This window comes from Streptomyces sp. LS1784 (assembly GCF_020103755.1).
GTDB lineage: Bacteria > Actinomycetota > Actinomycetes > Streptomycetales > Streptomycetaceae > Kitasatospora.
Window position 1 is genome coordinate 1 of the sequence record NZ_JAHSQD010000262.1, and the last position, 11210, is coordinate 11210.

Below are 11210 nucleotides of genomic sequence, written 5' to 3' on the forward strand. Positions count from 1 at the left end.
GGTCGGCGGCCGGGAAGTTCGGCCGACGCGTGCGGCTGGTGTGTACGGCGGGGGACGGCCTGCCACCGGGGAGGGCCGTACGGGCGCAACCGGGCGTGTCGGCCCGCCGGGTAGCCCGGCCCCGGCGAGCCGGTCCCCTAGCCTGACCAGGCCCGCCGTCCGGCGGCCACAGGGGGGCCGGAGCGGTGCGCGCCCGGCCGAGTCGTGGACAGGGGTGCACGTGGTTTCGTCGGGGTCGGCCGAACCGGGGGCGGGGCCGTCCTCCCGGCGCCAGCGGTTCCGGGCCTGGATGCTGGAAGGCCTGGCCGACATGGCCAAACAGCACCCCGGCCCGCACGCCCAACCGTCGCGGGAGAAGGGGCAGCGCTGGTGGCGGGTCATGTGCCTGACCGGCCTGGACTACTTCTCCACGCTCGGCTACCAGCCCGGCATCGCCGCGCTCGCGGCCGGCCTGGTCTCGCCGCTGGCGACCATCGTGCTGGTGGTCGTCACCCTGCTCGGCGCACTGCCCGTCTACCGGAGGGTCGCCCAGGAGAGCCCGCACGGCGAGGGCTCGATCGCGATGCTGGAACGGCTGCTGTCGTTCTGGCAGGGCAAGCTCTTCGTGCTCACCCTGCTGGGTTTCGCGGCCACCGACTTCATGATCACCATCACCCTGTCCGCCGCCGACGCCAGCGCGCACCTGGTCGAGAACCCGCACCTGCACAGCGCCCTGACCGGCAAGCAGATCACGCTGACCATGATCATGATCGCGTTGCTCGGCGCGGTCTTCCTCAAGGGCTTCAGCGAGGCGATCGGCCTGGCCGTGGTGCTGGTCGCGGTGTACCTCACGCTGAACGTGGTGGTGGTGGCCAACGGGCTGTGGCACGTGCTCAAGGCCCCGCACGTGTTCAGCGCCTGGACGGACGCGCTGGTCGTGGAGCACGGCAACGTGTTCGCGATGATCGGCGTCGCGCTCATCGTCTTCCCGAAGCTGGCGCTCGGCCTGTCCGGCTTCGAGACCGGCGTCGCCGTGATGCCGCACATCGAGGGCGACCCGGACGACACCGAGGAGAAGCCCACCGGCCGCATCCGCGGTGCCCGCAAGCTGCTGACCACCGCCGCCGCGATCATGAGCGTGTTCCTGATCACCACCAGCTTCATCACCACGCTGCTCATCCCGGCCGACCAGTTCAAGACCGGCGGCCAGGCCAACGGGCGGGCGCTCGCCTACCTGGCCCACGAGTACCTGGGCAGCACCTTCGGGAGCGTCTACGACCTCTCCACCATCGCCATCCTCTGGTTCGCCGGGGCCTCCGCGATGGCCGGTCTGCTCAACCTGATGCCGCGCTACCTGCCCCGCTACGGCATGGCCCCGCACTGGGCCCGTGCGGTGCGACCGACCGTCATCGTGCTCACCCTGATCGCCTTCCTGGTGACCTGGATCTTCGACGCCAACGTGGACGCCCAGGGCGGCGCGTACGCGACCGGCGTGCTGGTGCTGATCAGTTCCGCCGCCATCGCCGTCACCATCGCCGCCCACAAGGCCGGGCAGCGCCGCTGGCGGACCGGCTTCGCGGTGATCGCTGCGGTGTTCCTCTACACCACGGCGGTGAACATCGCCGAGCGGCCGGACGGCGTCAAGATCGGTGCCTGCTTCATCGCGGGCATCATGCTGGTCTCCTTCCTCTCCCGGCTCAAGCGCGCCTTCGAACTGCGTGTCACCAACGTGGTGCTGGACGACGTCGCCGGGCGGTTCGTCCGGGACTACACCCACCGCCCGCTGAGGCTGATCGCCAACGAGCCGAACAGCCGGGACCTCGCCGAGTACCGCGACAAGATCCACCAGATCCGGCGGGACAACGACATCCCGGCCGAGGACGACCTGGTCTTCGTCGAGGTCACCGTGCTCGACCCGTCCGACTTCGAGGCCGAACTGACCGTGCGCGGCGAGGTGCTGCACGACCGCTACCGAGTGCTGACGCTGGAGAGCTCCAGCGTGCCCAACGCACTGGCCGCCCTGCTGCTCCAGGTCCGCGACCTCACCGGGCAACAGCCGCACATCTACTTCGAGTGGACCGAGGGCAACCCCTTCGCCCAGTTCCTGCGGTTCTTCCTGTTCGGACAGGGCGAGATCGCCCCCGTCACCCGTGAGGTACTGCGCGAAGCCGAACCGGACCGCTCGCGTCGCCCGGCCGTGCACGTGGGCTGAACGGCGCGGCCGCGTCGGCGCACGTCGGCCGGGAACGGCTCGTCCGACCGGCGATCCGGGCCCGGGGCCGGTCAGCGGTTCTGGTGGGACCTGCTCCACGCAGGGGAGACCACGGCCACCAGGGCGACGGCGAAGGCGAGCTGCAGGATATGGCGGATCCAGTCGACGCCCGAGGTGTGGCGGACGCCGATCCAGCCGGAGACGGCGTTGCCGAGCAAGGCCCCGGCGGCGCCGAGCAGCATGGTCAGCCACCAGGGAATCGACTGCGGTCCGCGCAGGACCAGCTTGGCGATCACGCCCAGAACGAAGCCGATGAGCAGAATCCACAGGAGCTGGAACATCGCGGTCCACCTTCCGGGCGCTCGCCGGGCCGACGGCCCGGTGCGCCGAATCACCGATGACGCGGTTCGTCCCATGATCACCCGGATCGGGCGAACGGGCACGTCGACAGGAGATCGCGCAGGTCAGCGGTGTGACGGTGGGGCCGATCCCGGCGGCAGGGGCGAGAACGCGCCGCAGGTCGGGCCGGAAAGTCGCTGTCCGTCGACGCGGCGGCACGGATAGGAATGGGCGGGACGCGGACGCGCCGCGTCACCGAGAGGAGCCGACCCCCGTGACACGCCTTCGCGCCGCCGCGCTGACCCTGGGCTGTACCGCCGCCGCACTGACCCTGACCATGGGGACGGCCCAGGCCGCGCCCGGTGACACCAGCACCATCTGCTCCTCCTCGCTGACGCCGGGCGGCTACGTGGACGTCCAGTGGTGGAACAGCGGCGGCTGCGGCTCCGGGTTCAACCCGAACACCAAGAAGATCATGCAGCTCACCGGCTACCCGGTCGGCACCGTGGTCAACGCCTGCGCCTCCACCTGGCCGCCGGCCGGCTGGACGATCGTGAGCAGCTACTACAGCTCTGGCTGCAACTACTCCGCGGTGCCGAGCCTTGAGAAGAACTCCTGGCAGCTCAAGCGCGTCTCCTGACGCCGGCGCACGACCCGACGGCGGCCGGGGCCTCAGTCGCCCCGGACCGCCGCGACGGCCTCGCGGACCTTCGGGTGCGGATCGCCCGCCAAGCCGTCCAGCAGTTCGGCGACGCCCGGGGTGGACCAGTGGCCGACGGCCCAGACGAGGTCCTTCCGCACCTCCGGGTCCGGGTGGGCGGTCAGGCGGGCGAGGCGGTCCACCGGGCCGCGTCGGCGCAGACCGAACCAGTGCAGCGCGGAGCGCAGTTCGGCAGGATCGCCCGGTTCGCCGGCTGCCGCGATCCGCGCGAGCAGCACGGGGACGGGCGGCGGCGGGCCGTCCAGCGGGTGCGGGTGGCGCTCGCGCAGCCGGCGGCTGCCGTACTCGCCGTAGATGCGGCATCCGAAACAGGTGCAGGGCCGGGTGCCGTGGGCGCCCGGGAGGTAGCGCCAGCCGGTGACCTGCGGCACGGCGCGGACCCGGTGCACCTCGCGGGCGCCGACCGCGCGCGGCAGGAACACCTCCCAGCCGCGAGGGTCGGCCAGTGCGCCGATCCGCCGGACCGCCTCGGCGGCCCGCAGCGGCTGCTGGGCGGCCCGGGCACGGTCGCGGTAGTGCCCGGTGAGGACCTCCTGCTCGTCGTCCAGCCGGAGGTGCACCGCGATCAGCGCTCCCTTGGGGCCGAACCGGGCCAGCTCGCGCAGCCACTGGTGGGTCAGCGTGTACGAGGGCAGCACGGGGAAGCAGTACACCCCGCGCACGCCGCCCTGGCCCCGGCTGTCGGCGCGGATTCCGGCGCGGCGGATGCGCGGCGCGTTCGCCGCGGCGGTCAGGTGCACGAACATCGCCATGGGGCGCGATCCTAGCGAGCGGCAGGGTGTCGGTCCGAGCGGTTTTTCCGGGACGTGACCCGCCGGGCCGGGCGGGCTCCGCGGGTCAGACGGTCTCCGCACGGCGCTCGATCAGGGCGGCCAGTCCGTCCAGGATGCGCTCCAGGCCGAACTCCAGCGCCTGGTCGCGACCGCCCGGGTCGGCCATGGCGGCGGCGACGGCGGGGAAGCGGTCGGCGTGCTCCCGGACCACGGTGCCGAGGGCGGCGAGGAGTTCGGCCTCCGGATTGCCGCCCGGGCCGGCGGCGCGGGACTGCGCGGCGATCCCGCGCACGTGCCCGGTGAGCAGGACGGCGGCGTCCATCCGTTCGGGCCCGGTCAGCCCGTGGCCGTCGAGTGCCGCCACCACCTGCTCCAGCCAGGCGAGTTCCTTCGGACCGAGCGCCCGCGCGCCGACGGTGGCGTCCAGCAGCCACGGGTGCCGGGCGAAGGATTCGGCCAGGTGGTGGGCCCAGACGGTGAGTTGCTCCCGCCAGCCGGTGCCCTCCGGCGCCGCGGGGGGCGCGTCGACGGCCGATTCGACCATCAGGGCGATCAGTTCGGCCTTGCCGGGGACATAGCGGTAGAGCGACATCTTGGTGAAGCCGAGCTGCCCGGCCACCTTCTGCATGGAGACCGTGCCGAGCCCCTCCGCATCGGCGGCCTCGACCCCGGCTGCGGCGATCCGCTCCAGGCTGAGGGCGGGCTTCGGCCCCCGGGTGGGCTTGGCCGGCGGCCCCCAGAGCAGCCGCACCGTGTCGTTCGCCGCCTCGGCCATCATCCGCTCCCGTCCCGGGGCCCGTCCAGGTTCCGTCCCGGGCTGCCGGCCGTGTCTTCGCCCCGGGGCTTCCACCCGGGGGTTGCCCTCCCGATCCAACTGTGTCTACCGTACACAGCAATAAATAGTGTCCGCCAGACACAGTTTCCCGACCCTCGGACGGAGTGGTTTCCGTGAGCACCAAGGTCCTGATCTCGGGCGCGAGCATCGCCGGCCCCGCGCTGGCCCACTGGCTGGGCCGGTACGGCTTCGAGGTGACCGTGGTCGAGCTGGCCCCCGCACTGCGCGACGGCGGTCAGGACGTCGACTTCCGCGGCCGCACCCACCTGACCGTGCTGGAGCGGATGGGCGTCCTGGAGGAACTGCGCGCGCTCGGCACCGGCGGCAGCCCGATGACCTTCGTGGGCCCCGACGGGCGCCGCCTGCTGCACCTGCCCGCCGAGTTCGCCGGTGGCGACCTGGAGGTCCCGCGCGGGGAGCTGGCCCAGCTACTGCACCGGCACAGCAGCGTCCGCGCCGAGTACGTCTTCGGCGACTCGATCACGGCGCTGGAGGAGACCCCGAGCGGGGTCCGGGTCGCCTTCCGGCGCGGGGCGCCGCGCGAGTTCGACCTGGTGATCGGTGCCGACGGACTGCACTCCAACGTCCGCCGGCTCGCCTTCGGCCCCGAGCGGCGCTACGTCCGCCACCTCGGCTACTACGCGGCGACCTGGCAGCTGCCCAACGAGCTCGGGCTGCCGGTCGGCGGGGTCGGCCTCAACGTCCCCGGCCGGCTGATGTCCGTCGGCTCCGCCCACCGGGACCCGGCCCGGGCCGGTGCGTTCTGCCTCTTCGCCTCGCCCGAACTGCGCTACGACCGCCACGACCCGGCACGGCAGAAGGCACTGGTCCGGGCCGCCTTCGCGGGCCTCGGCTGGCGGGTGCCGCAGCTGCTGGAGAGCCTGGACGCCGCTCCCGAGCCGTACTTCGACTCGATCAGCCGTGCCGACGTGCCCGCCTGGTCGACCGGCCGGATCGCCCTGATCGGCGACGCGGCCTGCGGCGCGACCATCGGCGGCATGGGCACCGGAACGGCGGTGGTGGCCGCGTACGTCCTGGCGGGCGAGCTGGCCCGGGCGCGCGGCGACCACCGGGCCGCCTTCGAGCGGTACGAGAAGCTGCTGCGCGGCTACGCGCAGGGCTGCCAGAAGGGCGGGGACCGGACCGGGCCGTTCCTCGCGCCGCGCACGGCCACGGGGCTGCGGTTCCGCAACGCGCTGCTCAACCGGCGCTGGGTGCTGGAGAAGATGCTGGAGCTGGGCAAGCAGGTCAGCAGCGTCGAACTGCCGGACTACGAGCGGGAGCCGTCCCGCCGGCCGAAGACCGCGGGCTGAACGCGTGGGCCCGGCGCGGCGGGCCGAGCCTGGTGCCGTTGTCGAGCAGCGCCTCCACCCGGGTGCTCGCCCGGGCGGCTCGCTCGACGGCCGGGGTGCGGGGCAGGGGACGTGTTTGCAGGTCAGGGCCCAAGGTCCCACCCGTTCGGCCCCTTGGCCCCTGGCGATCGCGGCCGCCGCGAGCGATGCTGCCGGTACCGGCCGGTCCGTGCCGGGTCGGACCAGCATCGTTGGACGAGGTGAACCGGCGTGCGGCATGCCACCGTCGAATCCGTGATGACCAGCCCCGTGGTCCTGGTCTCGCCCGAGACCGGATTCCGGGAGATCGTGGCGCTGCTGAGCGAGTACGACATCACCGGCGTACCGGTGGTGGACCCGGAGGGGCGGCCGCTCGGTGTGGTCTCGGAGGCCGACCTGCTGCGCACCCTGGCCGCGCAGGAGGACTCGGCCAGCCTGCTGCCCGCGCCCGAGTCGGCGCAGGCGGGCCCGGACGGCGAGGTGACCGCGGCCGACCTGATGACGGCGCAGCCGGTCTGCACCGTGCCCGACACCAGTGTGGTCGCGGCGGCCCGGCTGATGAGCCGGCACGGCCTGAAGCGGCTGCCGGTGCTGGACGAGGAGGGGCGGGTCATCGGCGTGGTCAGCCGCGGTGACCTGCTGCGGGTGTTCCTGCGCGAGGACATGGTGATCCGGCGGGAGATCGTCGAGGAGGTGCTCGGCCGGATCGACGGGGTCAGCCCGGCGGAGGTCGGGGTGGAGGTCAACCAGGGGCGGGTGGTGCTCAGCGGCAGCGTGCCCGAGCCGCACTTGGTGCCGATCGTGCTCAACCTGTGCCGCTCGGTGGACGGGGTGGTCTCGGTGACCGACCGGCTCGGTGCCGGGGGAGCGGCGCCCGTTGGCTGACCGGCCGCGCCGTTCCCGAATCGCACGCTCGTCCATGGTCGAACGATTCGCTCCGCATACTGCGGAGGGTATCGGGTAACTCACTCTGTGTGCCCGCCGGTGTGGACCGCCGGGACACCGGAGCTTCGGGGAGGCGGCCGTGGCGGTCGTGTTCGACGCGGACTTCACTTCGACCAGTCAGTGGATCGCCGGGCGCAGCAGCGCCTATCCCCGGATGGGACCGACCAACCGGAGCGACCACAAACTCGACTACCTCAGCCGCGACTACTGCCCCGACGGGGTGTTCACCGCGACCAGGCGGCACAGCGGCGGGCTGTGGAACTGCAACCTGCTGACCACCGAGGGCAGTCCGGACGGCTTTCAGCTCCGTGCCGGGGACGTGCTGACGGCGAGCGTGACGCTGCCCGTCGAGCTGGGCGCCTGGCCGGCCATCTGGACCTGGCGGGACGGCGGCAACGAGGTGGACGTCTTCGAGTACCACCCGGACAACCCGGACCTGCTGGAGATCTCCAACCACGTCCGGGGCGGCTACCGGTACTGGCACGGCGCGAGCGCCGGGATCGGTCCGGGGGCGACCTTCGGCATGCGCGTGGTGCTCGGCGCGAACTCCGTGGACTGGTACGTGGAGGACGAGCTGGTCTACGCGGACCTGCACGGGGTCGGGTCCGAGTGGCACGCGTACCTGATCGTCAACATGTCGGTGGCGGACGGGACGTACCACGACCGGCCGCCGTACGGCGGGCCGGACCGGCTGAGCTGGGTGTGCCACGGCCTCCAGGTCGCACGCTGAGCGGGCGGGCGGGCGCGCGGTCCGGCAGTGCGGGCGGCTACGGCTCGTGGGGCGCGAACGCGGCGGTGATCGGGCCGCGGGGGGCGTACCCGCTGCGTGGGCCGACCGGGGTGAGCAGGTCGCGGGGGCCGTGTGGCCGGTGCGGGCCGTGCGGGCCGTGCGGGCCGTGTGGGCCGGAACGCTGGAACCAGACCGCCCGGCGGTGCGGGCCGATGTGGGCGGGGTCGGTCACATACAGGTCGTCGCGCGGGGCGCGCTCGTTGCCCGGGGCGAGCGCCGCGTCCACGGCGTGGTCGGCGATCGCGCGCAGCAGCGCGGTGGCGGTGGTCTCGGCGGCGGCCGGTGCGATGGCGAGGGCGGTGAGTTCGGTCCAGAGCGCGGTGGCGACGTAGCCGATCGGGGAGTGTCCGAGCGCCGGGTGGGGGCGCGGGTCCGGGTGCCGCCGCAGCACCCCGGCGGCGACGAGCTGCTCGGGGGAGCGGTCGTCGTGCGGCGGGTGGAAGGCCATGGGCGGCTGCTGAGCCGTGGGCCACTGGGGATGGGGCGTCGGCTGGGGATGGGGTGTGGGCGGCGGGTGGTGGGTCACGAGCGGCACGCTACCCCGGTGGGCGCCGGGTCGGGCGCCGGATCGTTTTCTCAGGCTTCCCTCACGCCGCTTTCACCGGTGACGGGCGCACGATGGTGGTAAGGCGCTGCTCGCCTCGGCGGGCCCCCCGGGGCCGGAGGAGGAGGTCCTGATGAGGTACTGGCACGGCCACGTCGTGGGTGGCTGGGGCATGGGGATGATGGTGTTCGCGATGCTGCTGGTCCTGGTGATCCTCGTGCTCCTGGCTGTGGCTCTGTTCCGTTACATATCGCGCTCGCGGCAGCCGAACTCGCCCGGTCGGACGGCTCCGGGCGCCGGGGGAGCCGGGCCGGACGGTCCGAGGGGCTGGGGCCAGGCAGGGCAGGGGAGCCAGGGCGTGAGCCCGGAGCAGTTGCTCGCGGAGCGGTTCGCGCGGGGCGAGATCGACGCGGAGGAGTACCGGCACCGAGTGGACACGCTGCGTTCGGCGAACGGGCCGGGCGGCGGCGATTGACCCCGGGGGCGACGGACCGGGCCCGCCGCGGTTCGCGTGCGGCGGGCCCGGTCCGTCGGTGGGGGCTCCGGTGACCGGTCGGCGGGGCGGTTACTCGACGACCAGCTCGACCGGGACGTTGCCCCGGGTGGCGCGGGAGTACGGGCAGACCTCGTGCGCCTGCTTGACCAGCAGCTCGCCGGTCTCGCCCGCGAGGGACTCGGGCAGCTCGACGCGCAGCACGACGGCGAGGGCGAAGCCGGCCTCGTCCTTGCCGATGGACACCTCGGCGGTCACCGAGACCTCGCTGGTGTCCACCCGCGCCTGCCGGCCGACCAGGCCGAGGGCGCTGGCGAAGCAGGCGGCGTAGCCGGCGGCGAAGAGCTGCTCCGGGTTGGTGCCCTGGCCGCTGCCACCGAGCGCGGGCGGCATGGCCAGCGTGAGGTCCAGCTGTCCGTCGGAGCTGACGGCGCGGCCCTCCCGGCCGTTGGCGGTGGCGGCTGCGGTGTAGAGCGCGTCCATGGTGGCTTCCCTTCGGGTCCTGGGTGTTCCTGCGATCGGTTGTCCCGGCGGTTGCCGGCCCGATGCGCTTCGCGGCGGCCACTCGGGCGTCGCTGCGCTGCGACAAGTAGAGCACGCAATTCAATTGCGCACAACTCAATAGCGCGATGGTGATCGGTACCATGGGTCCATGACCACCCACCCCGACGTGGCGGACGAGGAACTGCTCCGCCTCGACCAGCAGATCTGCTTCTCGCTCAACGCGGCCTCCCGCGCCTTCGGCGGCGTGTACCGGGTGTTGCTGCGGGACCTCGGGCTGACCTACCCGCAGTACCTGGTCATGCTGGTGCTGTGGGAGGAGGGCGGGTTGCCCGTCAAGCGGATCGGCGAGCGGCTGCGGCTGGACTCCGGGACGCTCTCCCCGCTGCTCAAGCGCCTGGAGGCGGCCGGGCTGGTGAGCCGCGAGCGGAGTCCGGAGGACGAGCGCTCGGTCACCGTCCGCCTGACTCCCGAAGGGTCGGCGCTGCGCGAGCGGGCCGGGCAGGTCCCGCGCCGGCTGCTCGCGGCGACCGGCCTGCCGGTCGAGGACCTGGCCGCGCTGCGCGGGCTGCTGGACAGGGTGACCGCCGCGTTGGACGCGGCCGAGGTGGAACCGGCGCCGTAGCCATGCGGGCGTGGGGCCGTAGGGGCGCGGGGTGATTTCGAGGGGGGTGGGGGCGGCGGGGTGGCTGCGTCGAGGTGGGCCCGAGGGGGTGCGGGAGTGCCGGGGTGGCGCCAGGGGGCTTGTCAAGCCATCCTCGCGTGCACTGTGATCTGGGTCACGTTGTGGATGCGCCGGTCGGGCCCGTGAGGGCGAAGCGGCAGGTCAGCAGTGCTGTTCACAAGTGAACGGAATCGTTCGGCAATTGTCCGCCCGATCCGGTCAACATCCCGGACCTCCCGGACGGTTACACCACGAGCCCCCAGGGGCCGTCGGCGTGCCACCAGGTGGGCCGGCCAGCTGACCGACGAAAGGGGGGCCCGCGTGACCACTCCCGGGCCGGGCGAGGAGCGGGGCCTGCGAGCCGACCCGCTCGGCGGCCTGCCGAACGACTTCGAGGCCTTCTTCACCCGAGAGAACTCCGGCTACCTCCGCTACGCCCAGCAGCGTCTGCGGCACCGTGAGGACGCCCAGGACGCCGTCCAGAACGCGGGCACCACGCTCTACAAGAACTGGCGCCGGGCCCTGGCCAGTCCCGATCCGCAGGCCTTCGCCTTCAAGATCGTCAAGGATGCGGTGGTGGACGTGCTGCGCGAGCGCCGGCGCACCGAACGCAAGCGGCAGCGGGTGATCGCCCAGCGCCGTCCCGACACCAGCCAGGACGATCTGAACGAGCTCGCCGAGCTGGACGCCCTGGACTGGGCGATGGAGGAACTCGCGCGGGCCGCGCCGGTCCAGGCCGACGTGGTCCGGCTGCGCCAGGCGGGACTGTCGTACCACGACATCGGACGGTCCCTCGGCATCGCGCACACCACCGCCCGCACCTACTACAGCCTCGGACGGCGCCACCTGGAGTACCTGCTGGAGCACCCGGACGACGGCGGGGCGCAGGCATGAGGGTCGTGGACCTGCTGCGCGCGCACGCCGTCGAGCTGGAGCGGGAGTTCGACGACCACGATCCGGTGGACTTCACGCGCCGCCTGGCCGAGCGGCTCGCCGCCGCCCGACGGCCCGCCCCGACGGTGCGCGAACGCCCCGCCCGGCCGCCCGCCGGTGCCCGACAACCGCACGCTCCGGCCTCGGGGC

The 11210-nt window shown here is 73.2% G+C and carries 13 protein-coding genes and 1 pseudogene; 9 read left to right on the top strand and 5 right to left on the bottom strand.

Going from position 1 to position 11210, the window contains the following annotated elements:
- Positions 1 to 310: 310 nt before the first annotated feature.
- Entirely contained in the window at positions 311 to 2191 is a 1881-nt protein-coding gene (locus tag KS423_RS26005; RefSeq protein ID WP_224282194.1) for an amino acid transporter, read from the top strand.
- 71 nt (positions 2192 to 2262) lie between these two features.
- Here KS423_RS26005 and KS423_RS26010 read toward each other — a convergent pair whose 3' ends face one another.
- Complete coding sequence (locus tag KS423_RS26010) at positions 2263 to 2532, bottom strand: GlsB/YeaQ/YmgE family stress response membrane protein (RefSeq protein ID WP_224282195.1); 270 nt, start codon at positions 2530 to 2532, stop codon at positions 2263 to 2265.
- Positions 2533 to 2804: 272 nt separating this feature from the next.
- Here KS423_RS26010 and KS423_RS26015 point away from each other — a divergent pair, with 272 nt between their 5' ends.
- The gene (locus KS423_RS26015; RefSeq protein WP_224282196.1) at positions 2805 to 3170 is read left to right on the top strand and encodes a hypothetical protein; all 366 of its coding nucleotides are present in this window, start codon (positions 2805 to 2807) and stop codon (positions 3168 to 3170) included.
- Positions 3171 to 3202: 32 nt separating this feature from the next.
- On the opposite strand, the gene KS423_RS26020 is transcribed toward KS423_RS26015, so the two are convergent.
- Together KS423_RS26020 and KS423_RS26025 are read right to left on the bottom strand one after the other, a co-directional pair.
- Positions 3203 to 4003, bottom strand: coding sequence for a HEAT repeat domain-containing protein (locus KS423_RS26020; RefSeq protein WP_224282197.1), 801 nt, complete (start codon positions 4001 to 4003; stop codon positions 3203 to 3205).
- A gap of 85 nt (positions 4004 to 4088) precedes the next feature.
- On the bottom strand, positions 4089 to 4799 hold the full coding sequence (locus tag KS423_RS26025) for a TetR/AcrR family transcriptional regulator C-terminal domain-containing protein (RefSeq protein WP_224282198.1): 711 nt from the start codon (positions 4797 to 4799) through the stop codon (positions 4089 to 4091).
- A 173-nt stretch (positions 4800 to 4972) separates the two neighbouring features.
- On the opposite strand from KS423_RS26025, the gene KS423_RS26030 reads away from it, so the two are divergent.
- The 3 genes from KS423_RS26030 to KS423_RS26040 all read left to right on the top strand — a co-directional run bounded on the left by KS423_RS26030 (position 4973) and on the right by KS423_RS26040 (position 7865).
- A complete protein-coding gene (locus KS423_RS26030; protein WP_224282199.1) occupies positions 4973 to 6172 on the top strand; it encodes an FAD-dependent monooxygenase in 1200 nt (399 codons plus the stop codon).
- 276 nt (positions 6173 to 6448) lie between these two features.
- Complete coding sequence (locus KS423_RS26035) at positions 6449 to 7075, top strand: CBS domain-containing protein (RefSeq protein ID WP_263455240.1); 627 nt, start codon at positions 6449 to 6451, stop codon at positions 7073 to 7075.
- A 139-nt stretch (positions 7076 to 7214) separates the two neighbouring features.
- Positions 7215 to 7865 (top strand): beta-glucanase, encoded by a 651-nt coding sequence (locus KS423_RS26040; RefSeq protein ID WP_224282201.1) that lies wholly within the window; start codon positions 7215 to 7217, stop codon positions 7863 to 7865.
- A 37-nt stretch (positions 7866 to 7902) separates the two neighbouring features.
- On the opposite strand, the gene KS423_RS26045 is transcribed toward KS423_RS26040, so the two are convergent.
- A complete protein-coding gene (locus KS423_RS26045; RefSeq protein WP_224282202.1) occupies positions 7903 to 8373 on the bottom strand; it encodes a hypothetical protein in 471 nt (156 codons plus the stop codon).
- Between the two features lie 229 nt (positions 8374 to 8602).
- Here KS423_RS26045 and KS423_RS26050 point away from each other — a divergent pair, with 229 nt between their 5' ends.
- Entirely contained in the window at positions 8603 to 8944 is a 342-nt protein-coding gene (locus KS423_RS26050) for an SHOCT domain-containing protein (RefSeq protein ID WP_224282203.1), read from the top strand.
- Between the two features lie 90 nt (positions 8945 to 9034).
- Here the strand turns inward: KS423_RS26050 and KS423_RS26055 are convergent, their stop codons facing one another.
- Positions 9035 to 9445: an organic hydroperoxide resistance protein gene (locus KS423_RS26055; RefSeq protein ID WP_224282204.1), complete on the bottom strand. Its 411-nt coding sequence runs from the start codon at positions 9443 to 9445 to the stop codon at positions 9035 to 9037.
- A gap of 169 nt (positions 9446 to 9614) precedes the next feature.
- Between KS423_RS26055 and KS423_RS26060 the strand changes: the two genes are divergently transcribed.
- From KS423_RS26060 to KS423_RS26070, 3 genes and pseudogenes are all read left to right on the top strand, one after another.
- Complete coding sequence (locus KS423_RS26060) at positions 9615 to 10088, top strand: MarR family winged helix-turn-helix transcriptional regulator (protein WP_224282205.1); 474 nt, start codon at positions 9615 to 9617, stop codon at positions 10086 to 10088.
- Between the two features lie 360 nt (positions 10089 to 10448).
- The gene (locus KS423_RS26065; RefSeq protein WP_224282206.1) at positions 10449 to 11021 is read left to right on the top strand and encodes an RNA polymerase sigma factor; all 573 of its coding nucleotides are present in this window, start codon (positions 10449 to 10451) and stop codon (positions 11019 to 11021) included.
- Positions 11018 to 11210 (top strand): annotated as a pseudogene (locus KS423_RS26070) (hypothetical protein); the annotation flags it as partial. The gene KS423_RS26065 and the pseudogene KS423_RS26070, both read left to right, overlap by 4 nt.

Bases quoted from the DNA above. Each gene is read 5' to 3' on its own strand.
- KS423_RS26005 (WP_224282194.1), top strand. From the start codon at position 311: ATGGCCAAACAGCACCCCGGCCCGCACGCCCAACCGTCGCGGGAGAAG.
- KS423_RS26010 (WP_224282195.1), bottom strand. From the start codon at position 2,532: ATGTTCCAGCTCCTGTGGATTCTGCTCATCGGCTTCGTTCTGGGCGTG.
- KS423_RS26020 (WP_224282197.1), bottom strand. From the start codon at position 4,003: ATGGCGATGTTCGTGCACCTGACCGCCGCGGCGAACGCGCCGCGCATC.
- KS423_RS26025 (WP_224282198.1), bottom strand. From the start codon at position 4,799: ATGGCCGAGGCGGCGAACGACACGGTGCGGCTGCTCTGGGGGCCGCCG.
- KS423_RS26035 (WP_263455240.1), top strand. From the start codon at position 6,449: ATGACCAGCCCCGTGGTCCTGGTCTCGCCCGAGACCGGATTCCGGGAG.
- KS423_RS26045 (WP_224282202.1), bottom strand. From the start codon at position 8,373: ATGGCCTTCCACCCGCCGCACGACGACCGCTCCCCCGAGCAGCTCGTC.
- KS423_RS26050 (WP_224282203.1), top strand. From the start codon at position 8,603: ATGAGGTACTGGCACGGCCACGTCGTGGGTGGCTGGGGCATGGGGATG.
- KS423_RS26055 (WP_224282204.1), bottom strand. From the start codon at position 9,445: ATGGACGCGCTCTACACCGCAGCCGCCACCGCCAACGGCCGGGAGGGC.
- KS423_RS26060 (WP_224282205.1), top strand. From the start codon at position 9,615: ATGACCACCCACCCCGACGTGGCGGACGAGGAACTGCTCCGCCTCGAC.